25 protein-coding genes are annotated in these 23,518 nt (G+C 61.4%); 5 read left to right on the top strand and 20 right to left on the bottom strand.

What is annotated here, in order from left to right; translation table 11 throughout:
- Positions 1 to 6: 6 nt before the first annotated feature.
- The 13 genes from PQR42_RS25695 to PQR42_RS25635 form a co-directional block, all read right to left on the bottom strand.
- A complete protein-coding gene (locus PQR42_RS25695; RefSeq protein WP_408389730.1) occupies positions 7 to 888 on the bottom strand; it encodes an iron-sulfur cluster assembly protein in 882 nt (293 codons plus the stop codon).
- Positions 885 to 1,910 (bottom strand): amidohydrolase family protein, encoded by a 1,026-nt coding sequence (locus PQR42_RS25690; protein ID WP_408389732.1) that lies wholly within the window; start codon positions 1,908 to 1,910, stop codon positions 885 to 887. Before PQR42_RS25690 ends, PQR42_RS25695 begins: the two co-directional genes overlap by 4 nt.
- Before the next feature lie 81 nt (positions 1,911 to 1,991).
- Positions 1,992 to 2,345, bottom strand: a complete 354-nt coding sequence (locus PQR42_RS25685) for an MmoB/DmpM family protein (protein WP_018434416.1) — start codon at positions 2,343 to 2,345, stop codon at positions 1,992 to 1,994.
- Between the two features lie 44 nt (positions 2,346 to 2,389).
- Positions 2,390 to 3,472: an aromatic/alkene monooxygenase hydroxylase subunit beta gene (locus PQR42_RS25680; protein ID WP_408208988.1), complete on the bottom strand. Its 1,083-nt coding sequence runs from the start codon at positions 3,470 to 3,472 to the stop codon at positions 2,390 to 2,392.
- A gap of 60 nt (positions 3,473 to 3,532) precedes the next feature.
- Positions 3,533 to 4,615: an NADH:ubiquinone reductase (Na(+)-transporting) subunit F gene (locus tag PQR42_RS25675; RefSeq protein WP_408389734.1), complete on the bottom strand. Its 1,083-nt coding sequence runs from the start codon at positions 4,613 to 4,615 to the stop codon at positions 3,533 to 3,535.
- Between the two features lie 57 nt (positions 4,616 to 4,672).
- Positions 4,673 to 6,343: an aromatic/alkene/methane monooxygenase hydroxylase/oxygenase subunit alpha gene (locus PQR42_RS25670; protein WP_408389736.1), complete on the bottom strand. Its 1,671-nt coding sequence runs from the start codon at positions 6,341 to 6,343 to the stop codon at positions 4,673 to 4,675.
- A gap of 469 nt (positions 6,344 to 6,812) precedes the next feature.
- Positions 6,813 to 7,016, bottom strand: coding sequence for a hypothetical protein (locus PQR42_RS25665; RefSeq protein ID WP_408389738.1), 204 nt, complete (start codon positions 7,014 to 7,016; stop codon positions 6,813 to 6,815).
- Positions 7,017 to 7,056: 40 nt separating this feature from the next.
- The gene (locus PQR42_RS25660) at positions 7,057 to 8,151 is read right to left on the bottom strand and encodes a WD40 repeat domain-containing protein (RefSeq protein ID WP_408389740.1); all 1,095 of its coding nucleotides are present in this window, start codon (positions 8,149 to 8,151) and stop codon (positions 7,057 to 7,059) included.
- Complete coding sequence (locus PQR42_RS25655) at positions 8,148 to 9,170, bottom strand: CobW family GTP-binding protein (protein ID WP_408208975.1); 1,023 nt, start codon at positions 9,168 to 9,170, stop codon at positions 8,148 to 8,150. Before PQR42_RS25655 ends, PQR42_RS25660 begins: the two co-directional genes overlap by 4 nt.
- The gene (locus PQR42_RS25650) at positions 9,167 to 9,484 is read right to left on the bottom strand and encodes a hypothetical protein (RefSeq protein WP_408208972.1); all 318 of its coding nucleotides are present in this window, start codon (positions 9,482 to 9,484) and stop codon (positions 9,167 to 9,169) included. Before PQR42_RS25650 ends, PQR42_RS25655 begins: the two co-directional genes overlap by 4 nt.
- 36 nt (positions 9,485 to 9,520) lie before the next feature.
- A complete protein-coding gene (locus tag PQR42_RS25645; RefSeq protein WP_408493927.1) occupies positions 9,521 to 10,564 on the bottom strand; it encodes an NAD(P)-dependent alcohol dehydrogenase in 1,044 nt (347 codons plus the stop codon).
- Between the two features lie 392 nt (positions 10,565 to 10,956).
- A complete protein-coding gene (locus PQR42_RS25640) occupies positions 10,957 to 12,123 on the bottom strand; it encodes a porin (RefSeq protein WP_408493925.1) in 1,167 nt (388 codons plus the stop codon).
- Positions 12,124 to 12,579: 456 nt separating this feature from the next.
- Entirely contained in the window at positions 12,580 to 13,671 is a 1,092-nt protein-coding gene (locus PQR42_RS25635) for a TIGR03118 family protein (protein ID WP_408389746.1), read from the bottom strand.
- A 706-nt stretch (positions 13,672 to 14,377) separates the two neighbouring features.
- On the opposite strand from PQR42_RS25635, the gene PQR42_RS25630 reads away from it, so the two are divergent.
- The gene (locus PQR42_RS25630) at positions 14,378 to 15,112 is read left to right on the top strand and encodes a 3-oxoacyl-ACP reductase family protein (protein ID WP_408389748.1); all 735 of its coding nucleotides are present in this window, start codon (positions 14,378 to 14,380) and stop codon (positions 15,110 to 15,112) included.
- Between the two features lie 380 nt (positions 15,113 to 15,492).
- Here the strand turns inward: PQR42_RS25630 and PQR42_RS25625 are convergent, their stop codons facing one another.
- The 3 genes from PQR42_RS25625 to PQR42_RS25615 all read right to left on the bottom strand — a co-directional run bounded on the left by PQR42_RS25625 (position 15,493) and on the right by PQR42_RS25615 (position 18,196).
- The gene (locus tag PQR42_RS25625) at positions 15,493 to 16,428 is read right to left on the bottom strand and encodes a PTS sugar transporter subunit IIA (protein WP_408443232.1); all 936 of its coding nucleotides are present in this window, start codon (positions 16,426 to 16,428) and stop codon (positions 15,493 to 15,495) included.
- Between the two features lie 131 nt (positions 16,429 to 16,559).
- Positions 16,560 to 17,828, bottom strand: coding sequence for an RNA polymerase sigma factor (locus PQR42_RS25620; protein ID WP_408389750.1), 1,269 nt, complete (start codon positions 17,826 to 17,828; stop codon positions 16,560 to 16,562).
- A complete protein-coding gene (locus tag PQR42_RS25615; RefSeq protein ID WP_408208953.1) occupies positions 17,825 to 18,196 on the bottom strand; it encodes a YciI family protein in 372 nt (123 codons plus the stop codon). Before PQR42_RS25615 ends, PQR42_RS25620 begins: the two co-directional genes overlap by 4 nt.
- 426 nt (positions 18,197 to 18,622) lie before the next feature.
- Between PQR42_RS25615 and PQR42_RS25610 the strand changes: the two genes are divergently transcribed.
- Together PQR42_RS25610 and PQR42_RS25605 are read left to right on the top strand one after the other, a co-directional pair.
- Positions 18,623 to 18,925 carry an ArsR/SmtB family transcription factor gene (locus PQR42_RS25610; RefSeq protein ID WP_408208950.1) on the top strand — a complete coding sequence of 101 codons (303 nt, stop codon included), beginning with the start codon at positions 18,623 to 18,625 and terminating at the stop codon, positions 18,923 to 18,925.
- Between the two features lie 86 nt (positions 18,926 to 19,011).
- Complete coding sequence (locus tag PQR42_RS25605; RefSeq protein ID WP_408493922.1) at positions 19,012 to 20,073, top strand: alkene reductase; 1,062 nt, start codon at positions 19,012 to 19,014, stop codon at positions 20,071 to 20,073.
- 180 nt (positions 20,074 to 20,253) lie between these two features.
- Here the strand turns inward: PQR42_RS25605 and PQR42_RS25600 are convergent, their stop codons facing one another.
- Positions 20,254 to 20,781: a GNAT family N-acetyltransferase gene (locus PQR42_RS25600; protein ID WP_408208945.1), complete on the bottom strand. Its 528-nt coding sequence runs from the start codon at positions 20,779 to 20,781 to the stop codon at positions 20,254 to 20,256.
- Positions 20,782 to 20,919: 138 nt separating this feature from the next.
- Between PQR42_RS25600 and PQR42_RS25595 the strand changes: the two genes are divergently transcribed.
- Together PQR42_RS25595 and PQR42_RS25590 are read left to right on the top strand one after the other, a co-directional pair.
- The gene (locus PQR42_RS25595; protein WP_168791132.1) at positions 20,920 to 21,567 is read left to right on the top strand and encodes a VTT domain-containing protein; all 648 of its coding nucleotides are present in this window, start codon (positions 20,920 to 20,922) and stop codon (positions 21,565 to 21,567) included.
- Between the two features lie 17 nt (positions 21,568 to 21,584).
- The gene (locus PQR42_RS25590) at positions 21,585 to 22,196 is read left to right on the top strand and encodes a LysE family translocator (protein WP_408208941.1); all 612 of its coding nucleotides are present in this window, start codon (positions 21,585 to 21,587) and stop codon (positions 22,194 to 22,196) included.
- Between the two features lie 22 nt (positions 22,197 to 22,218).
- Here the strand turns inward: PQR42_RS25590 and PQR42_RS25585 are convergent, their stop codons facing one another.
- Genes PQR42_RS25585 through PQR42_RS25575 form a run of 3 tightly spaced genes read right to left on the bottom strand, consistent with a single transcriptional unit; the run spans position 22,219 to position 23,516 of the window.
- Positions 22,219 to 22,716, bottom strand: a complete 498-nt coding sequence (locus PQR42_RS25585; RefSeq protein ID WP_408389754.1) for an SRPBCC family protein — start codon at positions 22,714 to 22,716, stop codon at positions 22,219 to 22,221.
- A complete protein-coding gene (locus PQR42_RS25580) occupies positions 22,713 to 23,051 on the bottom strand; it encodes an ArsR/SmtB family transcription factor (RefSeq protein WP_408208935.1) in 339 nt (112 codons plus the stop codon). The genes PQR42_RS25585 and PQR42_RS25580 overlap by 4 nt, the downstream gene beginning before the upstream one ends.
- 3 nt (positions 23,052 to 23,054) lie before the next feature.
- Positions 23,055 to 23,516, bottom strand: a complete 462-nt coding sequence (locus tag PQR42_RS25575) for a VOC family protein (RefSeq protein ID WP_408208932.1) — start codon at positions 23,514 to 23,516, stop codon at positions 23,055 to 23,057.
- Positions 23,517 to 23,518: the final 2 nt, after the last annotated feature.

Raw genomic sequence — 23,518 nt, 5'->3', positions numbered from 1 at the left:
TGTTTTTTACTCTGCTGCGCCGCGTGTCTCTCGTGCTGGCGCGAACGTACCTCCGGGCTTCGAGCCACCAGTGCGGACGAAATGCACCGGTTTGATCTCGACCGCTGGCGCTGGGGTGCAGCTTTCGCCATAGCGCGCAGCCAGAAGACCGCGGCATAGCGCGCCGTTGAATTCGGCATTGACGCCAACCCTTCGCAACGCGCGCAGGTATGCACCCAGCTCGTCAGGATTCAGCGGTGCGCCTTGCGTGTCGATAAAAGCCGGCTCATCCGTCTGCTCTGCGTCGTCGATACGGCGCCCCGCTACAAAACGCCGCTCGCGATATCGCGCGACCAGGCGCTGGGTTTTCCCGTCGTCCGCGCTCGTGCTTGCAAGCGCCGACAGCTGCGCCATGCTCAGGCGCACCAGCATCGCAGGCTCGTTGCCTTGCGCCAGCAGCCAGCTTAAAAGTGCTTCCTGTCGCCGCTGAAAAGCCTTGACGAGAAAAATGCGCCGCACGTCCTCCACTTCTCCATTCGCTTCGCTGCCAAAGGTTTGCTGGAACGACCGTCCAGCGGCTACGCCTCGATTGATCTCGGTGGCATACATATGCTCGTCGAGTGTGATCGTGATGGCTGTCACCCATGGCAAGGCCGCTATCGCCTGTCGCATGTCGTCCGCCATCAGGTAGGCGAAGTTGGCCGCACACCAGTAGGTCGGCAGGCGGAAGCCGATCGACACGCAGCCGCCGTCGACCTCCACCGCGGTGACGAAACCCAACTCCGTCACCGACTCATCGAGTTCCGGGTCGTCGACCGCCTCCAGCCGGGACCAGACCTCGGCGACCCGGTCGGAAGCGCTCTTCGACACGATGGCAGCCGGTGCTTGCACAGTGCGCATGGTGCTCATGCGCCGACCGTTGCCGGTTGCCGGACGTCCTCCAGCAGCGCCTTTTGCGCCTCGACGTCGATGCCGTACAACCGCGCCGCGTTGAGCCCAAGGATCTTTTTCTTGGCCGTCAGCGACAACTGCACGCCGGTTTCCTTACTCACCGACTCGGGCAGTTCGAAGGCCATGAACTTCTCGATCAGCCATTTCGGCGACCAGATGCCATAGTCGCTGCCGTAGAGGATCTTGTCCTCGCCGATCCAGAACAGCAGCTCCGAGATCACATGCGCGAAGTACTCAGGCCGTGTATGGATGAACGGCAGCACCACGGCGAGACCACCGTAGACATTTGTCTCCTGGGTCGCGATCCAGCAGAAGTCGTCAAGCCGTGGCAAGCCACAGTGCTCAACGATGAAATTCAGGTTCTGAAAGCTGGTGGCGGCGTCGTCAACATCGGCCACGTCGAACGCGTCGCGATTCAGCGGCAGAATCGTCGGTCCCTTGTGGACGTGGATGTTCTTGATGCCCAGCTTCTCGCAGCGTTCGAAATAACGCTGCACGCCGGGGTCAGATAGCTTGTAGCCCTTGCTGTCGCCGCGCCACTCCGCAGTGTAAAGCTTGACGCCCTGGATCTTGTAGAGGGACGCAAGCTCCTCGAGACGATCGAGTCCGGCTTCCCCATCGCGCGGATCAAATGCTCCGTTGACGATAAAGCGGTGCGGATACTTCTGCTTCAGCACGTAGTTGGATTCGGTCGTGTTGAAGCCGTTCTTGTAGAAGTCCGTCAGATAGGTTGGCTGACAGATCGCCATGTCGTCGTAGCCCGTGACGAACAGGTCGTTGTACATCGCCTCTTCGCCGTACTTGTCGAACTTCTCCTTCGGCCACAAATACTCCTTGGGGCTCAGGTTCGAGTGATACGCGTAGAAGCAGTCAATGAATTGCTGACCGTGCACGTTTTTAAGGTTGGCCTTGCTGCCGTCCCATAGATGAACGTGTCCGTCGATGACGAAGATTTCCTCACCGTCCGTGGTTCGATACATGGCATTCGTCTCCTTGGTTGCATGGGCGGCCCGTCGCCGTCGAGGGCACCCGGCCGCCTGATTAGCTGGCGGGGTGTTCGCTCACTCGTAAGCCATCGCATCGTCCATATTGCCGAACAGCACCACCGTCTCGTCGTCGATCATCACCATCCGCCCGTAGTGGGTCGAGGTGGAGATTTCGAACAGATGCGGCGTCATCTCGCGACCGAGCACCTCGCTGATCTCGCCCATCTTGAACTCGATCTTGCCCTGCCCGTCGATACGGATCATCGCGGGCAGATAGGTCACCGTGATGCCGGGCTTGGCGGACATCAGTTCGGCAATCGCACGGGCCTCGACGCTGTCGTTCATCGTCACGCCACATTGATGCGAAATGGTCTGTTCGAAGCGGACGTCCTTCATCGACTTGAAAATATTGTCGGTATGCACTGACATTGCGTACTCCTCTTCGCGGTTGGTTCGATGGGTTCGAGAAGCGCTCAGGCGCGGATCGACGATGGAAAGTGAACGCCGATTTCTCTTGCGATCATCTCCGCCCGCTCTATCGAACTGTTCAGACAGTCGTTGAACTGGGCCGTCTTCACATGCGGAATCGACCAGATCGGCTGCAACTGTTTTGCTGCCGCTGAGGCCAGCGCACCGTGTTTCTCCAGCCACTCGCCGAACAGCTTGCGATTGGCTTCGCCGTGCTGCGGGTCGTTAGCGAGCATGTGGAACAGTTCGACGGCATTGGCCAGATTGCGCTCATAGTCCCCTTCCGCCGCGGACACGACGGTCGGAGTCAGAAAGTCGTTTTGCGAGGCAGCGACCTGCATGATGAATCCGCTGCGAAACAGATCCGCCACGAGCGGTTCGAATACGACGTTCACGGCGAAGTACTTCTCGAGAAAATCGGTGGCGCCGCCGATGGTCTCTATCGCCCGGCGCGTGTCCTGCCAGATTGGATCGGTAAGCCAATGCTGCTTGCCGGCATCGAGGTCGAGATTGGGCAGGTCCAACGCGATCTCGCCCAAATAAAGCGTCAGGTCCTGAGCAAATCGCAGCTTGTACGACGCGTTCGTGAGGATGGCGCTATTGATCATCTGGGTGTAGCCGTAGCGCTGCGCATGCATCGTTGCTGTGCCCAACCCGAACTCCGCATGCTTGTATGCGCCCAGATGCTGTTCCAGCACCTTGATCCAAGTCTTGTCGAAGCGCTTTACCGCCCCTGAGCGTCGCGCGTTCTGGATCGCGCCGGTGATCATGCCGACAATGGTCGACTGACGCTGGTAATGGGTACGCTCCCACTCTTCGTCAACAGCGCGGAACTGATGCCAGTCCGAGCTTCTGGCCGCCGTCCAGGTTTTCGAATACGTTGGCGTGCCGTCAGCGAATGCAAGAATCCAGTCTTGCAGCAGATACCGATTCGGGTCCGGCTGTACATCCACGGTCATGTCTTCGTAGTGGCTCGCCTTGCGTCCCTTCGGCTCGAAGTAGTTGTACTTGCGGCTGTCCCAGCCGGAAAACTGGGCCGCGCCGGCCGCGCCCGACTTCACTGGCGACTGCTCTGCCAACGTACTCATGTTAGTCCTCCATCGTGTTTCGGTTATAGGCACTTCGAATAGGCGTTTTGCCAGATTCGGTCAGCGAACCGCCTGCGTGAACTTGTCGAAATAGAGCCGCTCGGGTGCGACACCCGCCATCTGAAGAACCGGCATCACCGCCTCGATCATCGGGGTAGGACCGCATGTGTAGGCGTCGATCTCGCCAGCAAGCGCCTCCGCGCGCAAGGTGCGGCTGAGCACTTCGTGGATGAAGCCGGTCTCGCCCGTCCAGCCGTCATCCGGGTCGGCATTCGAGAGCGCCGGAATAAAGCGGAAATCCGGCAGCTTTTGTTCCAGCTCCGCGAACTCGTCGAGATAGAACAGATCGCGACGGCTGCGCGCACCGTAGAAAAAACGGATCGGTCGCTCTTCACCGCTTTGCACGTGATCGCTCAGGATCGACCACAGCGGCGACATCCCGGACCCTCCGCCCACCAGCACCATCGGTCCCGGTTGGTCCTCGCGCCGGAAACAGGTGCCGTAAGGCCCCTTCGCGACCAGCCTGTCGCCTGGACTCAGACCACCGTCCAGTTGCGACGAAAACGCACCGTCGGGATATTTCTTGATGATGAATTTCAGCGTTGATTCGCCGTCAGGTGTATTCGCCATCGAGAAAGATCGCGTGATGCCTGCGCCTGGAATCGTCAAGTCGACATACTGGCCGGCCCAAAAGCGCAACGGCCTCGACAACCTCACTTCCAGCAGCCTGATGTCGTGCGTGAGCGCGGTGATCTTCGTGAGCGTCGCATCATATTCGCTCACCGCGATCGAGCGGCGCATCAGGTCTTCGTCATAATTCAGTAGCTCGACGGTCAGATCGCTATAGGCAAGCGTGCGGCACAGCAGGATATGGCCGGATTCGCGTTCGTAGTCGGGCAACGCGAACGTCGAGTATTTCTTGAGTTCGACATCGCCTTCCACCAGCAGCGACTTGCAACTGCTGCACTGCCCCTCCTTGCATCCATGCATCACCGCAATGCCCTGGCGAAACGCTGCATCGAGCACTGTCTCGCCTTCCGCCACCGACATCTGCACACCAACCGGCTCGAAGTAAACGGTATGGAATACTTTGTCGTCGCCTGTGTCCGTCATCTCGTGCCTCGTCTCTTGCGTGTCGCTCATCTTGTGCTCCCGATCCGTCCGGCGGCGATACAGGCGCCGCCGGATCGGATAGCTTCGTCAATTCACCGGATTGATCTTGAAGCCGGCGCGATAGTCGGCAATGTGTTTCTCGCGCTGCTCCGGTGTCATGGCGCGCAGCAGCACGATCGGGCTCTGGATCGTGTAGCCGCGCACGTGGTCGAGTGTCCACATCTGCCTGTCGTCAAAGCGCAGATGCGGTTGCGGCACGAGCGTCTTGCCGTCGTTGCGCACAAAGCCGAGATCCTTGATGCAATCGGCCAGATCCCAGCCGTGGTAGCACTCTTCCCATTGGCGGCGCCCGCTGAAGCGGCCCATGGCCGGGGTCGGTCTGCCCTCGTATTCCGGCGCGAACGCCACCTTATGCGTCCAGCGGCACAGCTCCGAGCAATACGTGTACAGTTGGCCGTCGACCTCGTCGACCACGAAGTCTTCACGGATCAGACAGGGCACCAGACAGCTCCAGCAACGGTGCGGATACACGTAACCGTTTTCCTGATCGAACAGCATGTTGGTTTCGCCCGGCACGCTCTTTTTCGCGTACCACTTCCAGAAGTCGCCGAATTCGGCGTACCAGCCGGGGTACTTGTGTTCGAACCATTCGAAGTCTTTTTCGGTCTGCGCTTCGATCCGCCAGAAGTTGACGGGCCAGCCCACGGAGAAGAACTGTGCGACCTTGTGGACATAGTTCTGCTTGACAATGCGGTCCCAGGCGGCGGCGACATCGTCGTGGTGAATCTTGATGCCGTACTTTTCCAGCGGCAGCATGTAGGTGCGGTAGTAATCCTCGTAGATCCACCGGTGCCACAACTCGGCGTACGATTCCTTGTTCTTGTCGCGGTCCGTGGTGCCGTACTCGATGAAGGTGCCAATCGCGGCATCGACGATCGCGTGGTTCTGCCAGAACGCATAGCGCAGGTCGCGCTCGAGCAGCAGATGGTTGTCCGGATCGTTGATGATCGACATCACCAGCGAGTGACCATTGCCGATATGGCGGCTTTCATCCGACTGCACCGAAAGGAACACAGTCGGCAACGCGTAATCGCCGTTGCGGGCGGCTTCCGATGGCATCGCAACAAACAGCGTGTTCGTGAACGCCGTTTCGGCCACCACTTGAAGGAACACGTTAGCGGCCGTGACCGCGTCGCCGGTGAGGAACCCCTCGGCGAACTGGCGGCCGATCGTGGTCGCATAGCACTTGCCAAACGCGGCTTCAGTAATGTCGAACCCGGCCGGATCGATATAGTTTTCCATGTACCACTTTTTCAGGTTCATCTGGATCGTGGAGTGCCGGAACTCGTCGACCATCTGCATCGTAAAGCCGGTGCGCAGCTCTTCGCCCGGTGCGAGCCGGCCGAGCATCGCCATCGAACGCGCCGCCGAAATCTCGGGAAACGGAATGATGGCGAGGAACAGCTTCATCCATTCCACCCAGCGAGGCTGGACGTTGCGGAACATGTCGCCGCGCAATGCCGCGTCGAGTGCGCCGTAGACGCGGTTGTCCTTTTCCTCCTGCATCGGAAAATAAGAGCGCAGCACCTGTTTCATCGGGTCACGTGGCGCCTTGCTGATCTTGTAGTCCGTCGGGAAGGTCATGGCCTCCTGGACGTAACTCGGAGTCCAGCCGAGATCGGCAACGCGGCGTGCCGCTTCGCCAATGCTGATCCCGCGCTGGGACGTGATCTTGTTGAGCGTTAATCCATCAGACATTGAGCTCTCCTAGTTCCATTTCGATAACTGTCGCAATGCGACGCTTCGGGCAGGGCCGGCTACCGCCAGGACCAGAGTCAACAACACGGGCGGGCCGTCTCGCTGGCAAGCGAAAAGTTCGGGAGAAGGAACGGAAGGACAAGCTTGCTGGGCCGGTCTTCATTGATCGTGTCTCCTGCTGTTTTCGGCTCGCGTTTTGTGACGTCGACGCTTTCGGTTTGACCTGCACTGATAGAGCGATAAGCGTGCCAGAAGGAATCCTTTATTCCGCATCAAGCCTGGTAACGCGCACGGGCTTCTGCTAAAAATTCTTGCAATGCGCCATGTTGTGTTCTGCGACAACTCCGCCTCACGACGCTGTCCGATATTGGGACGTTTGGATCGGGTGGCGGATGCTGGATCGATCGTCTAAATTCTTTCGGATATCTTATTTTTAATAACGACTAATAGAGTAAACCGTGCCACGCTGCTACGTCGCAACGCTGCCGTGGCTTTCACTCGTAAGAATCACGCTTCGGGCAGCGCCGTCGGACTCTTTTCCTTCAGCGACAAAGCGTGCCGTAAGAATTAGCGCGCCCAGCGCGAAATCCTTGCCGTACGCTTCGATCATCTCGTCCGCCACGGCGCCAAGGCGCTCGAAGAACTGCTCTTTGGGTGTGTGTCCGTTATGCATGGTTGTCTCCGTTTTGACATGTGATGGGAGCACGGCCCGTTTATCTGCGGCGTCCGAAGCGGAACAGCTCGTCCGGCAGAAACACCAGCGCCAGCTCGCCCGCCTCGGTGCCCAGAGCGAGCCGCCCGCCGTCCGGCGACCAGGCCATCGCGCTGACCGCGCTGTTGCCGGATCCCTTGATGAACAGAATGTCGCTACTGCCTGGCTGACACAGCAACACCGCACCGCTGTGATAACCCACTGCAATCAGCGGATGAGCCGGATGGCAGGCCACCTGGCTTACCGGCGCCTTGCCGGGAACGCCGCATTCGTGTGGCTCATCGTTCGCGCCGGGCGGATCGAAGCGCCAGCACACCGCGCGCATGCCGCCGCTGGTGGCAAGAAAGCGGCCGTCAGCGGAAAACGATAGCGAGCGAGGCTGCCCGGGATAGCCGCCCATCTCGATGTCTGCGCCGTCGGGCAGCCGCCAGCCATGCAGCGCGTTCTCCTCCATACCGCTCACGAGATAGCGACCATCAGGGCTCCACGCCACGTTACGGTGATAGCCCGGCCACGCAAGCTGACGCTCCCGGAGCGTGTCGGCCGCCCAAAGCGTGACGCCACCATGATGCGAGATCGCCAGTTGTGTACCAGCCGTGTCGAAAGCCAGCGATGTTGCCGATCCGGGCAGCATCAGGCAGGCGGGTTTGGCCCCAAGCCAATGAACCCGGCGGCCGCTTGCATAGGCTCGGCCACCCGCCTGGCTGGCGGCCACGCGGTCGATCCATGCGCCGGCCTCATGCGCGACGAGTTCGCTCGTGCCATCGAGGCGCAGATGGACGAGACGGCCGTCGTCACCACCGCTCAAGAATCCGCCCGCAGGGTCGGCGGCGAGGGCCAGGCACGTGCCCTCATGCACGCTGAAGCGCGCGAGCGGCGCTGGCGGTGCTTGCGCCTGCACGACCTCGACGCCGCCGCTCTCGCGTGGTTTGAGTCGAGGGCCGCCGTCCCAGACACCGGTGGCGAGCGCAAGCGTACCGTCGCCGAGGGCGAATCCAGCAGTTTGCCCCGCCGTGTCCCACACGACTTCGACGACGGACGCGTCGGTGACCCAACACGCCCCAAGCAGTTCGATCAGAACGGGGGGCGCGTTCATGAGTCGATCTCGCAGTACCGGATGCTCTCCCGCAACTCGCGCCGGTCGAGATTGCGGCCGATAAACACCAGGCGGCTGTCACGGTGTTCGCCGGCTCGCCAGGGCCGGTCGAAATCCGTATCCATCGTCATGTGCACGCCCTGAAACACGAAGCGATGCTCCGATCCGGCGAGATCGACGATACCTTTTGCACGCAACAGGTTCTGGCCTTGCTCGACCACCAACTGCTGCAACCAGGAGAGAAAGCGCGTACGTTCGAGCGGGCGCTCGACGCGCAGCGATACGCTATCGATACCGTGGCTATGGCGACCCTGTTTGACGGGGGCGCCTGCGCGAAGCGGCACGTAGTGGTAAGTCCGCTCGCCGCGTGATGATTCACCGGCCTCACCCGCCGATGTGGCAAGCGCCATGCGCGTGAGATCGAACGCTCCGCGATCGAGCAGCACGGCAAGCGGTATTTCGCAGCGCACACTGGTCCGCCATTCCACAGTCGGGTTGATGCGCCGCACGGCGTCCTGAACCGAAGTGAGACTGGCCGCATCGACGAGGTCGATCTTGTTGATCAGTACGATGTCGGCCTGCGCGAGTTGCTCCGCGGCCTCGCGGCTGTCTGCGAGGCGCGCCTGCAAATGCGCAGCATCGGCCACGCAGATTATGCTGTCGAGCCGCGTGCGCTGCCGGATCTCATCATCGATAAAGAAGGTTTGCACTACCGGCGCGGGGTCAGCCAGACCGGAAGTTTCAATCAGGATCCCGTCGAAGCCATCCTTACGCTTGACCAGGGCCGCCACCACGCGAATCAGATCGCCGCGCACCTTGCAACAGACACAGCCGTTGTTCAATTCGATGACCTCGTCTTCCGCGCCGACGACAAGACCACCGTCAATGCCGATCGCGCCGAATTCGTTGACGATCACCGCATAGCGCCGGCCGTGCTGCTCGCGCAGAATACGATTGAGCAGCGTGGTCTTGCCAGCGCCGAGAAAGCCGGTGAGCACCGTAACCGGAATCCGATTCATTGCCAGCCCCCTTGTGTCTCAGACGACGCTCGACTGTCCAATCGGGCCAGCTCGTTCGCAAGCCGCTCCCGCTCGGATTCGATCGCCCACAACGCGCTTTCGGCCTCGCCGAGGCGCTCGCGCAATTGCTCGATATGCGACGTTCCTTCCGACGAGACACCGTCGCGCTCCTCGCAAGCCAATGCGCACGCCAGTTCGATCTCCGCGCCCGCGCGTCTGCTTTCTCCGCGCAAGTGGCGGGAATTGACTTCGGTCAGTGCAATAACCAGACGCATGCGCTCGAAAAGCGAGGCTGCGTCACGCTCCACAGTCACGGCAATCTCCACGTCAAGGTCCGCCCGTCGAGGCGTCTACGGAATCAACACCGCCCGGCCCTTGACCTTGCCGTGGTGCAAATCCTTGAGCGCCTGGTTCGCCTCGCTCAGACGGTATTCCCGTGTCGACAGATGGACGAGGCCACGGTCGGCGAGCGCCATCAGTTCCACGAGTTCGGGATAGGTGCCGACCAGGTTGCCGACGATGGTCTTCTCGCTGGTGATCATGTCGATGGTCGGCAACTCGATCTTTCCGCCATAGCCGACGATGTAGTAGAAGCCTGCGTTGCGCGTCATGGCGAGGCCCTTTGCGATTGCGTCGCCTTCGCCGACAAAATCGATTACCGCTTCGGCGCCGTTGCCGCCCGTCAGATCGAGTACGCGCTCCACTTCATCACCGTCGCCCTTGACCGTGTGATGCGCGCCGCAATCCTTCGCGAGCTGCAGCGCGACATCGGAGCGGTCCACTACGATGATTTCAGCCGCGCAAAGCGCGTTCAGGACCTGAATGCCGATATGCCCCAGACCGCCGGCGCCGATCACCACGGCAAATTGACTGGGCAGCAAATGGCGCGACGCTTTTTTTGCGGCGCGGTACGCGGTCAAGCCGGCGTCGGTATACGGCGCGACGTCCTTCGGCGCGAGCGATTTCGGCAACTGGATCAGCGAGCGTTCGCCCGTCAGCAGATATTGCGCGTAGCCGCCATTGGCATTGATGCCGGGAAACCGGCTGTCCGTGGCATGCATATCGTCGCCACGCCGGCAGGCGAGGCAATGTCCGCTCGTCACGAGGGGATGGCAGATGACCGGGTCGCCCACCTTGACACTCTCCACACCGCGGCCCACCTCTTCGACCCAGCCGGCGTTTTCGTGGCCCATGATGTAGGGCAACGTGACATCGACCTTGCTGCGCCAGATGCCTTCCACGACGTGCAGATCGGTGCGGCACACACCGGCGCCGCCAATCCGGACGATGACATCAGTGGGTCGCTCGATCTTCGGATCGTCGACATCTTCGTAGTGCACGAATTCTTCGCGAGTCAATGACTCGTCGTACTGATGCAGCACGGCAGCTTTCACTTTTTGTCTCCTCCGTTTATGTATGGCCGGCCAATGCACGAACCGTAAGAGCGGCGCTTTGGCGCGCGGCCAATACAGACTAGGCAATGTCCATGCCAAAGGAGGAGAAAGCAATCACGCTACCCTGAGAAGGCGCGCGAGCATGGAGAAGCGGTGTTATCCGCAGCGACCAAATGGCTCGCGTGCTGGAGTACTGTCGCAAAATCGGACGCTTAGTTTGGTGAGGATCGGCGGCGTGTCCGAAAATGGGACGCATTGGGCGTGAAGCAGTTGCGCCCGATAGCACGTCGCCGAACGGCATTCCTGCGACGGCGTGGCCGGCTGGTTGATCCACAGCATGCCGACTTCCCGTTGCTGCAACAGCAGACGCCGTAGGTTTTGAAACAGTAAGACTAGAACTTATGTCGGATTCCGACACGAGCGACCGCTTGATGACGATTCGAAGAAGGCGGCAAATCGGCGATGTTCGCAACCGCCGCGTGTCCGGTCGAGTCGTTTCCGCTAACCGTCTGCCATGCGCCTGAAAGATAGACATCGGTGCGCTTGGACAGCGAGTGATTCACACCGGCAGAGATCTGATTGTATTTGGCGCCCCCAATGCTTTGAGTCACGGCGTTCCCTTTCAGAAAGTTATAGGCCGCTCCGACCGACCAATCCGGGGCAATCAGGTACTGCAGGCTGACTTCCGCGTCGTTGAAATCCGCACTGCTTCCGCCAAGCGCGGCAATGTTCGAATAGCGAATGTTCGAATAGGTCGCGCCCATGAGGACGCGTCCGAACCTATATGAACCGCCGGCCGCTACTACCTGGTAGGTTCTTGCCGACGCATAGCCGCTGTAGATCGGGCTCGCGGTCAGCCCGTTCGACGTCGCGGTATCGGTTGGGTTGCTTCCGAACAAGGACGCCGCCGGATTGTTGACGTGTGAATATGCCACGGACATGCCAAACGGGCCCCTCACGAAATGGGCTCCGAATGAGTACGCCTGGTTGGTTGCAAGCGAGCCCGGCACACCGCCGAAGCTATAGAGACTTTCGAAACTCAAACCGCCGAAGTTGGGACTCTGGTACTTGACTGAATTGTTCTGGCGACGTGTGAAGTTGAAATTGTCGAGGTCGCCGGGATGTGCAGCGTGATCCGAGCCAAGATTTGAATCACCGAACTCGTATATTCCTACGTAGTCGACGATGGGATCATATTGCCGCCCGAGCGTCAGGGTGCCATACCGCTCACTCGACAATCCGACAAAGGCCTGACGGCCAAATTCATCGCCGCCTTGCGCGAGATTTCCAGTGTTGAGTTCAAAGCCGTTCTCGAGCGTGAAGATCGCCTTGAGGCCGCCGCCGAGATCTTCGGATCCTTTGAGTCCCCAACGGGACCCATTCAGCCCGTTGTTGGCATCGAGTCGGAACAGTCTGCCGCCGCTTTTGCTGCCGGCAACAGGCGCATTGCTGATTGCTTCGAAGCCCTCATCAATGATGCCGTATAAGGTAATGCTGCTTTGCGCGTGCGCGGCAGGGACAGACACAACAAAAGCACATGTCACTATGACTTTTTTCATTAGCAAACTCGCAGGATGCCGGCGTCGCCCGCGGCGCGTGGAAAGCGCAAGCAGGTCCGACGATGCCGGAGCGGAAGAAAGAAGACAACAAATCAAAGCCAATGGACGAAACGAACGCCGGCCCGATTTATTCCTCTGACTTTCAGAAAACGAGTCCGCGAAAGTTCTTGCAGCTCCGCATAACGTGGGCGACTGCGGCTGACCAAGCGCTAGCCGAGATGTGTTATCGGGAGGATTCGCACACACGCCGAGTGGTATGCGCTGGATATAGCAAAGACACGGCCCTTCGATGCGGATCACAATCCCGCACGCGGTCGCTCCGTTTCAATCTTGACTTGTCGACAAAGTCGGTTCGCACCGGCTTTGCGCTCTACTACAGCTGCTTGAATGGGACCGCTCGCCGTCTCTGGCGCCATGCTTGACGATCCCACATCGAGCGCCTGGATTTTCAGCCGGCTACATCGACGAATCTATGCGTCCATACGCACCCGTCGTCGCCGTCGGACCTGCCGCGAAAAACAGCGTGTTGGAAGGCTGGTTGTCGGCGTTGTTGCCGAACGCCAGACCCCAGAGTCCTGGCTGCGTCACCTTCGAACCATCTGCCTGCGTGAGCGGCCCTTTGGACTCGCCAGTCGCAGGATCGAACGCATTGATGGTGCCGTCGCCGAAGTTGCCGATCAGTAGGTCGTTGCTGAACGCGCCGAAATTGGCCGGCGCCATGGCGATCCCCCACGGCGAATTGAGCGGCCCGTTCGACGCGATGCGCCTGATCAGGTGGCCGGCAGTATCGAATGCATCCACCACGCCGTTGCCCGCACCGCTTTGATCTCTGTGACCATCGGGCCCAAGCTTCGCATACGCCACATAAATCGTATTGCCGACGGCCTGGATGCCGAACGGATTAAAACCCGCAGGTACATTCGGATCGCTGAAGGCGCCGGCAGCCGAGACTTTCGTGAAAGTCTTGTCGAACATATCAACTTTGCCGTTATGGAAATCGGCGGCGTACAGCGTGCTTGTGCCGGCGTTGCTGGCGATCGCAAGGCCTGTGTATTCGGCTGCGCCCGCGCCGTCGTCGTGAACGGTGACCGCCTGCGTCGGCAGCACCTTAGGCGACCAGGCCGCGATCGTGCCGGCGAGGGTGGCAAAAATGAATGCCGCGTTACCGGTTGCGCCATTCGCGGTGACGGCAAAGTCCGTAGTACTGTTGAAAACGATGCCGGTCGGACTCGCGGGTTGGCCGCTTGCCGCCGGCGGTAGTGTGACGACGAGCGACTGCACCACGCCATTGCCGTCATACAGCGACGACTTCTGTGTATTGTTGTCCGATACCCAAACGGGGGTGGTCGGACCGAACGCGATGCCCCAGCCGTTTTGCAGATTGGGGTCGACGTGCGGCGCGGCGACGCTGCCGTCGGACACGAGAATAGTCGACTTGAATGTACCGGCGGTCGCTGTGGGCATGTTGTTGTTCGAATTACCGCCGCACGCAGCAAGTGCGAGCGTGGCCGCTCCAGCAAGCGAGAGAACAGTTGCAAGCTTATGCATGTCACCTCCTGATCCTTGAGTGATTTGCTTATGGTCCCCGCGCGGCACGACCACTGGCGACGCGCGTCGACCCTTTTCTGTTCTGAACGAGCGCACCAACCCGCGGCGGCGTCGATGGCATTCTTGCCCCGCGACCTTTGCGTCGGTGGTGCGACGTCATTGCGCATTGAACGATCAAGCACACGTGTTTATTCCGTGCGATCCGTATTTGAGTCACCAGAGGTTCAGATTGTGGGGTGGTGGTGCGCACGGACGTTGATATTCACTCGCGGTGCCCAGATGGCAATTGCCTTTCAACGGCAGCGACAGATCGCCTTGACTGGCTCACCGTGAAAGCACGCGCAACCTCAGAAGGCTGACGGGTTAGTAAGATGGCCACCGCCGCGTGCGAACCCACGTTATAGAGTGCTAACCGGTTGCGCAAATGGGTTCAGCTGCGCGAACAGCCGAATGCCCCAGGAGGGATGGCATGGCCCCCTCCTGCTATGCCCGAGAGGCATGCCCCCCTGCTTACAAGGTCTTTGCCGCACCTTCGACGGAAACCTATAGTCGTTGCACCACCATGGTCAAAGAGTGGCGTACGAAGCTCTTTTCTGATTGCTGAAATCCTCGCAGGCCAGGGCTGTACCGCCCAGGATAACAGTCAATGAATCATTAGCTGGATCAGTGACGCGGTGAATCGCTCACGGAAACTTTAGGAAATCACATGTCAGCCCAAAAAGTGGCACTGGTTACCGGTGGTTCACGCGGTATCGGTGCGGCAATCGCAAAACGTCTGGCCGCGGATGGAGCGAGCGTGGCCTTTACATACGCGAAGGACGCCAGCGCGGCTTCGACCGTGGTCAAAGAGATCGAACTCGATGGCGGAAAGGCTATTGCAATCCAGGCGGACGCTGCTGACGTCAAAGCTGTCGAGGCCGCGGTCGAAAAAACTTTTGCGACCTTCGGCCGGCTGGATGTGCTGGTGAACAATGCCGGCACGGCCATTCCAAAGCCGTTCGAAGACACGACGTTGGAGGAAATGGATAGAGTGATCGACATCAACATCCGCGGTGTATTCGCTACGACCAAGGCCGCGCTGAAGCACCTGAGTGATGGTGGCCGCATCATCATGATCGGTTCGGCGGTGGGCGAGCGTGCCATTGCGCCCGGGCTGGTGCCCTACGCAGCCACGAAAGCAGCCGTCCGGATGTTCACCCAGGCGCTGTCCAGAGAGTTGGGAGGCCGGGGCATCACGGTCAACAACGTGCAGCCGGGTCCGATCGATACAGATCTGAATCCCGCCTCAGGCGATTGGGCGGTGCCGCAGAAAGCCGCCACAGTACTCGGTCGCTATGGACGCGTTGAGGAGATTGCCGCAATGGTAGCTTTCGTCGCCGGCCCAGAGGCCTCGTACATTACCGGCGCGAATCTTACGGTCGATGGCGGGATGAATGCCTGAGCTTGGGGACATAATCGGCTAGCTGATTTGAAGACGGACGCCATCCACCCACGGATGGCGGTCCCCGGCCGCTTCATTTGCCAAAAAGCGCGTAGATATTGGATGAGCCAAATCAATTGCGGCGCATCCATGAAGAAGATACTGAGTGCCATGCAAACTTCATCTGGAGAACGGTCATCGTCCAACTCATGAAAGCGGCTGTGTCGCCGCGGTCGACGAAGGCGTCACTCATGTGAAGGAAGGCGATCGGATCTTCCGCATCATTATTGCGCTGCTGAACGAATATGAAGAGATCGACTCCGCTCGCGTGATTAAGGACATCGGCAGCGCGCCGGAAGTAACGGCGTGTTCGGCACCCCGAAGGAAACCAGAGGACGTTCCTAGTTGTGCGCGCGGACCCGTTTGCCCACTGCATCGGCATGACGCGCGGGATCGCCGTGCGAAGCGCCGCGCCCTGCACCGTCCGCCTCCTCATAGCATGCGAACAACTGGCAGACAGCTCGCGGGTCCAGACAGCCATGCAGCAACGCGCGGAACCGGTGGTCGCAGAAGCGCTGCGCGACATCAGCCAGCAGTCGCAGATGCGTGTTGTTTGCCCATTCCGGGACGAGCAGAATGACCACGTCGCTCACCGGTTTGCCATCAGGTGCATCAAACGGAATCGGCTTTGCGGGACGAACGTAAAAAGCCATGGCCCGGCGCAGCGTTCGTATTTGACCGTGCGGAACGGCTACGCTCTGGCCGAGGCCAGTCGAGCCTAGCGCTTCGCGTGCTGTGAGTCCCGCCGTCACGGTCGTTGCCGGTAGCCCATAGTGCTGTTCGAAGAAGCGGCCAAACTGCGCGAAAAGTGTCTCCCGGTCAGCCACGTCCAGACCAAGCAGAACATGATGCGGTGAAAGCAGTTGCGCCAGGGCGGCCCCGTTTTCAGCCGCTTCAACGCCACCGGCACGCGACAGCGGCTCGCCATCCATCAAATCTCGCCAGGCGTCTGTCGGCGCGTCGGGGATTTCAAGCAGCCGCCCTACCTCAGCGGCCGGTGCCAGATGCGCGAGCCGTTGAATCGCCCCGTTGACTGCGTCCTTGGGCAGATAGAGCGATAACCTCACGCGCCCCGTTCCGTGCAGAGGCGCGACGCGAATGGTCCATTGCTGATCACCGCAGTCCCGGATCAGCGCCTGGCGCAACGGCGTGGCGTGCTGGGCGTCCAGGGTGATGCGCATCATCACGTTGCGGCTTCGCGCGGCCTGCGATCGGCCATGCGGCAGCGTTTTACCGAGTCCAAGAAGAGTCCGTAGACCATCCAGCGCGCGAGTCATGGCGGCTCCTGTGCGTTATCTGCTATCAGGTTAGCCAAATCGCCATTAACTTGGCGTAAAAATCGTTGCGGGCCTCAGACCGATCAAAACATTGTCGACAAGCGTCTCCTGTCGCTTTGCAAGGCGCCGATCTAACTTCTCGCCGATGACAGTTCGGCGCGCTTGCGCTGCAGGAAGCGGCGCACTGCCGGATCGCGCTCGAGTCCGATCGCGAGATCGTACGCGCCGAGCGCTTCGGCCGTCGCGCCTGCACGCGCGAGAAGATTGGCGCGCGCGGCCCAGTACGGCTGATAGTCGGCCAGCCGCGGATCGTCCGCATACGGCTCGAGCGCGTCGAGCGCCGCCTGCGGGCCGTCCCGTTCCGCCAGCGCGAGCGCGCGGTTCACCGCGACCACCGGCGACGCTGCAATCGCGAGCAGCGCATCGTAGAGTTGCACGATCTCGTCCCAGTTCGGGCGATGCGTCCGGCAGCGGTAGACGTGCGCCGACTGCAGCGCGGCCTCGAGCTGAAAGCGTCCGATTGCGTTGAATGCGCTTGCGCGCCGCAGCAACGCGTCGGCTGCGTCGATCATCGGCGCGTTCCATGTCGCCGGGTCCTGAGCTGACAGCGGCACGTAGTCGCCAGCCGCATCGCGTCGCGCATCGTGCCGCGCCTGCGCATACAGCATCAGCGCGAGCAGACCAAGCGTCTCTGGCTCCTCGGGCAGCAGTTCGACGAGCAGTTGTGCAAGAAATAGTGCCTCGCCGGCAAGATCGCGCCGCTCGGTATCGCCGCCGACCGGATCGGTCCACCCTTCCGCATACGCCGCATAGACCGCTTCCAGCACCGCAGCGAGCCGGCCGGGCAACTCCTCGCGCTCTGGTACGCTGAACGGAATACCCGCTTCGCGGATCTTGTTCTTCGCCCGCACGAGACGCTTGCTCATCGCGGCGGGCGACATCAGGAACGCGGACGCAATCGTCTTCGCTTCGAGCCCCAGTACCACCTGCAGCATCAGCGGCGTGCGAATCGCGGCCTCGAGCGCAGGGTGCGTGCACGCGAACAGCAGCGCAAGCCGCCGGTCGGGCAGCATGCCCGCTTCACGCTCGTCGATCTCGTCGGCGAGGATCGCAAGCTGGTTCGCCACGTCGTCGCCGACACGGCGATGACGCGCGCCATCGACCGCCCGGCGGCGCGCAACCGTCATCAGCCACGCTTCGGGATTCGCGGGGCAGCCGCGCTCCGGCCAGTCCGCGAGCGCGGCTGCAAACGCGTCGGCCAGCGCGTCCTCGGCCGCGGCGACGTCGCGCGTGCGCATCGCCAGCAGCGCGACGAGCTTGCCGTAACTGCGGCGGGCGACCACCTCGGCAATCGAATGCGCGGCGCCGTCAGCGTCACGGCCGCCGCCGGACGGACTCATGCAGCAGATGGCGCGTCGTAGGGGGCGGTCCAGACCGGGCGCACTTCCATGAGGCCGTGCGCCGCGCCGGGACAACGCGACGCCCATGCGATCGCCGCGTCCAGGTTGGGCACGTCGATCAGGTAGTAGCCGGCGAGTTGCTCCTTCGAATCGGAATACGGTCCGTCAAGCACCTGCGGCTTGCCGTCGACGAGCCGCACCGTGGTGGCCGTGTTCGTGTGCTGCAGCCGGTTGGCGCCCACCAGCACCTCCGCTTTTTTCAACGATTCGGTGTACGCCTGATACGCGGCAACCCCTTGCTGCCGCTCGCTGTCGGTCATCTGGTTCCAGCCGTTTTCTTCCGAATAGATTATCAATAGGTATTGCATATGAGCCTCCGTCCTGGGGTTAAGGCGGGTGAATTACACCGGGCCGCCACTACAATGACGCTCGGGCCGCATGCTGACGGACAGGCGGCGTCGAAAAAATCGCGAACGGCGCACCCGCCTTAATCGTTCGCCTCCGTCGAGGACCCTGCGCACCGTCACTTCGGGCGAGCACGCCATCCCCTCCGCGCGGCTATCAATTTCACCGCACCCTTGCAGAAAATCCAATCTTGTTTGGATATTTCGGCAAGTTTTCGGGAAGTGCAGCCTTAATTGTGCGTCCACACCTATCAACCTCATTATCAGTAGTGCCTTCGCGCATATCGCAAAAATCCGATATATGATTCGTGTTGTAGCGATGCAGCCGTGAGGGCGCTAACCGACGCCCTCGCCTGCCTGTTGTTTGTTGACGACCCTGAAACCCACCCAATGACGCTCGACATCGACGCGATTCACAAAGCGCTTGCCAATCCTGTTCGCCGGGAGATTCTCGGCTGGCTGCGCGAGCCGTATGCGCATTTCGGCGACCAGGAACTGCCGCTCGATTACGGCGTGTGCGCGGGCAAGATCGACGGACACTGCGGCTTGTCGCAGTCCACCGTGTCGGCCCACCTCGCGGCTTTACAGCGCGCGGGTCTCGTCACGTCGAAGCGAGTGGGTCAATGGGTGTTTTTCAAACGCAACGAGGCCGTCATCCAGGCGTTCCTCGAGCACATGAACACCGAGCTCTAGGCGCTGTCATTCGCGTCGCCGCGCTTCTTTCATCAAGCAGTTTTTTCAGGCCCGGGCCGTGCGCCCTCGGCCAAAGGTGAACTCATATGCCGACTCTTTTCGATCCGCTGCAAATTGGCGACATCACGCTGTCGAACCGCATCATCATGGCGCCGCTCACGCGCCAACGCGCCGAAGAAATCCGCGTGCCGAATGCGCTGATGGCGAAGTACTACGCTGAACGCGCGAGCGCCGGTCTGATCATCAGCGAAGCGACTTCTGTCACGCCACAAGGCGTCGGCTATGCCGAAACGCCGGGCATCTGGTCGCACGAGCAGGTCGAAGGCTGGAAACTCGTCACGAGCGCCGTGCACGCCGCCGGCGGCAAGATCTTTCTGCAACTGTGGCACGTGGGCCGTATTTCGGACCCGCTGTTCCTGAACGGCGAACTGCCGGTGGCGCCGAGCGCGATCGCGGCACAAGGCCATGTGAGCCTGGTGCGCCCGGAGCGTCCCTACGTGACGCCGCGCGCCCTGGAGCTCGATGAAATCGCCGGCGTGGTCGAAGCCTTCCGCAAAGGTGCGGCGAACGCGAAAGCAGCCGGTTTCGACGGCGTCGAAGTGCACGGCGCGAACGGCTATCTGCTCGACCAGTTCCTGCAGGACAGCACCAACAAGCGTACCGACGCCTACGGCGGCCCGATTGAAAACCGCGCGCGTCTGCTGCTCGAAGTGACCGACGCCTGTATCGACGTATGGGGCGCGAACCGTGTCGGCGTGCACCTCGCACCGCGCCGCGATGCGCACGCCATGGGCGACTCCGATCCGGCTGGCACCTTCGGTTATGTGGCCCGCGAACTCGGCAAGCGCAAGATCGCGTTCATCGCCGCACGTGAAGCGCTCGGCGACGACCGTCTCGGCCCGCAGCTGAAGAAAGCCTTCGGCGGCCCGTACATCGCAAACGAAAAGTTCACCAAGGAAACCGCGCAACAGGTGCTCGACGCAGGTGAAGCGGACGCGGTGGCGTGGGGTCAACTGTTCATCGCGAATCCGGATCTGGTGCGCCGCTTCGCGACGAATGCGCCGTTGAACAAGCCGAATCCGGCGACGTACTATGCACGCGGCGAAACTGGCTACGTCGATTATCCGACGCTGGAAACCGTGGAATAAGTCTTGAAGCGAGCTGTAAAAGAAGGCGAAGCTATGCGGTGAGTCGACGGAGGTGAAGCCGCTGAGTCAAAGCGGCACATGCATGGCAATACGCTAAAAAACCGCGCGGCGGGTGTGACATGAACGATATGTTCCGGTCACACCCGCCGCGTTTTTTACGCCTGCAAAGGAGCACGCATATCACGCAAGATCACGCCGCATGAACACCCGCTTCGATTCGTCGAGCCCGCGCGCGATATGCGCGTCGCGCCGCGCGATCAAGGCCGCGTCGAGTTCGGCTTCTTCGATATCGCGAAACCCGAGCCGCCGATAATACGGCGCATTCCACGGCACCTCGCGAAACGTCGACAGAATAAGCTGCGTGAGTCGTTGCGCGCGCGCACTGTGCGCGACCTGCTCGATCAGCGCCGCGCCGATACGCTGCCCCGCGTGCGAGGTGAGCACATCGAGTTCCTGCACGTAGATGCGCGTGGGCTGCGGTTCGAACATCACGAAACCGGCACACGTTGCATCCGCAGCCACGGCAACGATGATTTCCCGCGCCGCGATCTTGCGCTCGACGAGTTCCAGATCCATCGGCGGCGCATCCGCAATACCCGCCATATCGACGCTGAGGAAGCGCTGCCCCGCTTCGAATTCGATCGTGCGGATCGCGTTAGCATCGTGCGGCTCGGCAAAGCGGAAGGTGACAGCGGTAGCGTGTTGCATGGAAGTTTTGGCAGATTTGTGCTGATGGTTATTCTCGATGAAACGCCCCGATATTGACATCACCTCCGAGAAATAGACAAGTCAGCGCGCCGCCGCGGGACTAAACTCCTGAAGATCCGAATTTCTCTTCGACCCAAGATGGATCTGATGCATGTGCTGCAGGTCGCCCTGCACTTCGACCAGCACCTGAGCGGCCTGATCGTGCAATACGGCACCGCCGTCTACGCGATGCTGTTTCTCGTCGTGTTCGTCGAGATCGGTTTCCTGCCGCTGTTCTTCCTGCCCGGCGATCCGCTGATTTTCATTTGCGGCGGTCTCGCGGCCACCGGCGCGCTGAACGTCTGGCTCGTGATTCCCGTGCTGTTCGCCGCGACGGTGGCCGGCAGCATCGTCGACTACGCAATCGGGCGGGCGATCGGCGAGAAAGTCTATACCGCCGACTATCGCTGGCTCGACAAGAATGCGCTGCGCAAGGCGCACGCGTTTTACGAAGCGCGCGGTGGCCTGACCTTTCTGCTGTCACCGTTCATCGCCGTGGTGCGCACGTTCGCGCCGTTCGTCGCGGGCGTTTCGCGCATGACGTTCGCGCGTTTCGTGTCGTTCGTCACGGCGGGCGCGGCACTGTGGATCGTGTCGCTGGTGGCGGCCGGCTATCTGTTCGGCAATGTGCCGCTGGTGCGCGATCATATGAGTTCGATCGTGCTGCTGGGCGTCGCGCTCGGCGTCGGCTCGCTGCTCGTGAGCGCCGTGTGGCGCTTCGTCAACCGGCGCTTGCGTGCGCACTGAAATTCGTGGAGATCGTCATGACGCTGTCTGCCTTGCTCGTTTTCGCCCTCGCGCTGATCGTCGCGGCCGGCACGCCGGGACCGAGTATCGCCGCGTTGGTCGCGCGCGTGCTGACCAATGGCTTTCGTGACGTACTGCCCTTTCTCGCCGCCATGTGGATCGGCGAGGCGCTCTGGCTCACCTGCGCGGTGGCCGGGCTTGCGGTGATCGCGCGCAGCTTCGGCATGGTGTTCGTGGTGCTCAAATTCATCGGCGTGGCGTATCTGCTGTTTCTCGCCTGGAAAATGTGGCGCGCGCCGGCCGACGTGCAAGGCAGCGAGTTGCCGAGCGGTCGGTCGCCGTGGCGCATGTTCGTGGCCGGTCTGCTCGTCACGCTCGGCAATCCGAAGATCATGATGTTCTACCTCGCGCTATTGCCGACCATCATCGACGTGTCGCGCATCGGCACCGTCGCGTGGTTCGAACTCACGCTCACCATGCTGATCGTGCTGATGGCCGTCGACTTCGGCTGGGCGCTGCTCGCCACGCGTGCGCGCAAGCTGCTCACCACCCGGCGCGCCGTGAAGATCGCCAACCGCGCGAGCGCGACGGTGATGGCGGGCGTCGCGGCCGCAATCGCCACGCGCTGAAGACTCACGGACGCCCTCGCGTTCAGCCAATCGGTCCGGACGCCTGCACTGCGGTTCGCAGCGAAGCCAGCAACGCTTGCCACCATTCGCCGTGCCGCAGCAGAAACACGCGATCAGGGAAATGGTGACGCGCCACATGCTCCTGCGGCACCGTATCCCAACCGCGATGCTCGACGGTCACTCGCGTTCCGTCGCCCACCGCTTCGAAACGCACCTCGACGTGCGTGTGCTGTGCGTCGGTGAAACTGGCCTGACGCCAGCCGAAGGCGAGGCGCTCGCCCGGCTCCCAGACCGTGACGCGGCCAATCTCGAAGACGCTGCCGTCCGCCTGCGTCTCGATCAGGCGGCCCTGTCCACCCGCTTGCCCGGCCGGTTCGAACGACAACACGCCTGCGCTTTGCGGCGTGAACTGAAAGAGCTGATTGGGCCGCCACCATGCGCCGATCTCGCGCGTGAAAACGTCGAACGCGCGTTGCGGCGACGCGGCCACGCGCAACGACACCTGCACGCGCGAACTCATCCCTGTTCCTCCAGATGCGCTTTGAACGACAGCAATTGCCCGGCCCACATGGCCTCGGTCTCTTCGAGCCATGCCTTCAACTCGCTCATCGGCGTCGAGCGCAGCACGTAAAGGCGCACACGCGCGTCGACGCCGTCATGCGATTCCTCGATCAACTGGCTCGAGCGCAGCACACGCAAGTGCCGGCTCATCGCTTGAGGCGACAGGCCGGTGGCTTGCGCGAGTTCGCCGGCGCGCATCGGCTGACGGCTGAGCAGATCGACCACCTGACGCCGGTTCGGATCGGCTAGCGCGGCCAGCGTGCGGTCAAGCGAGGCACTGGCAGGCAAGGCCATGCGTTACACCCATCCTTCGATCTTCAGACCGCTGACGCGCTCGGCTTCCTCGCGCGACACGGTGCGAACCGTCTGGCCGAAGCTCCATACGTGCCCTTCCGGATCGCGAGCGGCGTAGACGCGGTCGCCGTAAAACTGATCCTCCGGTTCGCGCGTAATCACCGCGCCCGCGGCGCGCGCGCGAGCGCAATGCTCGTCGATGCCGTCGCGCAACTGCACGTGCACCGACTGCGTGTTCTTGCCGCCGATCGACGCCGGGCTGGCCGCGTTTTCCGACCATTCGCGGCAGACCATCAGATAGCTGTCGCCGAAACGCATTTCCGAGTGGCCCAACTGGCCGTCGTTGTCCGTGATGACCATCTGGCGCTCGAAACCGAACGCCTGCTCGAGCCAGTCGAGCGCGGCGAACGGGTCTTTGTAGTACACCGCGGATCCCAACGAAGGACGATGAAGCGGCTCGCTCATGA

Source organism: Paraburkholderia sediminicola (assembly GCF_046027355.1).
Taxonomy (GTDB): Bacteria; Pseudomonadota; Gammaproteobacteria; order Burkholderiales; family Burkholderiaceae; genus Paraburkholderia; species Paraburkholderia sediminicola_B.
Note: the sequence above shows the minus strand (reverse complement) of the source record. Positions and strands in the feature narration are given on the sequence as shown.

Coding starts and splice junctions, on each gene's coding strand:
- PQR42_RS25630 (WP_408389748.1), top strand. CDS start 14,378: ATGTCAGCCCAAAAAGTGGCACTGGTTACCGGTGGTTCACGCGGTATC.
- PQR42_RS25595 (WP_168791132.1), top strand. CDS start 20,920: ATGGATCTGATGCATGTGCTGCAGGTCGCCCTGCACTTCGACCAGCAC.
- PQR42_RS25590 (WP_408208941.1), top strand. CDS start 21,585: ATGACGCTGTCTGCCTTGCTCGTTTTCGCCCTCGCGCTGATCGTCGCG.
- PQR42_RS25640 (WP_408493925.1), bottom strand. CDS start 12,123: ATGAAAAAAGTCATAGTGACATGTGCTTTTGTTGTGTCTGTCCCTGCC.
- PQR42_RS25575 (WP_408208932.1), bottom strand. CDS start 23,516: ATGAGCGAGCCGCTTCATCGTCCTTCGTTGGGATCCGCGGTGTACTAC.
- PQR42_RS25580 (WP_408208935.1), bottom strand. CDS start 23,051: ATGGCCTTGCCTGCCAGTGCCTCGCTTGACCGCACGCTGGCCGCGCTA.
- PQR42_RS25625 (WP_408443232.1), bottom strand. CDS start 16,428: ATGACTCGCGCGCTGGATGGTCTACGGACTCTTCTTGGACTCGGTAAA.
- PQR42_RS25585 (WP_408389754.1), bottom strand. CDS start 22,716: ATGAGTTCGCGCGTGCAGGTGTCGTTGCGCGTGGCCGCGTCGCCGCAA.
- PQR42_RS25605 (WP_408493922.1), top strand. CDS start 19,012: ATGCCGACTCTTTTCGATCCGCTGCAAATTGGCGACATCACGCTGTCG.
- PQR42_RS25675 (WP_408389734.1), bottom strand. CDS start 4,615: ATGAGCGACACGCAAGAGACGAGGCACGAGATGACGGACACAGGCGAC.
- PQR42_RS25665 (WP_408389738.1), bottom strand. CDS start 7,016: ATGCATAACGGACACACACCCAAAGAGCAGTTCTTCGAGCGCCTTGGC.
- PQR42_RS25655 (WP_408208975.1), bottom strand. CDS start 9,170: ATGAATCGGATTCCGGTTACGGTGCTCACCGGCTTTCTCGGCGCTGGC.
- PQR42_RS25635 (WP_408389746.1), bottom strand. CDS start 13,671: ATGCATAAGCTTGCAACTGTTCTCTCGCTTGCTGGAGCGGCCACGCTC.
- PQR42_RS25620 (WP_408389750.1), bottom strand. CDS start 17,828: ATGAGTCCGTCCGGCGGCGGCCGTGACGCTGACGGCGCCGCGCATTCG.
- PQR42_RS25695 (WP_408389730.1), bottom strand. CDS start 888: ATGAGCACCATGCGCACTGTGCAAGCACCGGCTGCCATCGTGTCGAAG.
- PQR42_RS25670 (WP_408389736.1), bottom strand. CDS start 6,343: ATGTCTGATGGATTAACGCTCAACAAGATCACGTCCCAGCGCGGGATC.
- PQR42_RS25685 (WP_018434416.1), bottom strand. CDS start 2,345: ATGTCAGTGCATACCGACAATATTTTCAAGTCGATGAAGGACGTCCGC.
- PQR42_RS25690 (WP_408389732.1), bottom strand. CDS start 1,910: ATGTATCGAACCACGGACGGTGAGGAAATCTTCGTCATCGACGGACAC.
- PQR42_RS25660 (WP_408389740.1), bottom strand. CDS start 8,151: ATGAACGCGCCCCCCGTTCTGATCGAACTGCTTGGGGCGTGTTGGGTC.
- PQR42_RS25680 (WP_408208988.1), bottom strand. CDS start 3,472: ATGAGTACGTTGGCAGAGCAGTCGCCAGTGAAGTCGGGCGCGGCCGGC.
- PQR42_RS25615 (WP_408208953.1), bottom strand. CDS start 18,196: ATGCAATACCTATTGATAATCTATTCGGAAGAAAACGGCTGGAACCAG.
- PQR42_RS25600 (WP_408208945.1), bottom strand. CDS start 20,781: ATGCAACACGCTACCGCTGTCACCTTCCGCTTTGCCGAGCCGCACGAT.
- PQR42_RS25610 (WP_408208950.1), top strand. CDS start 18,623: ATGACGCTCGACATCGACGCGATTCACAAAGCGCTTGCCAATCCTGTT.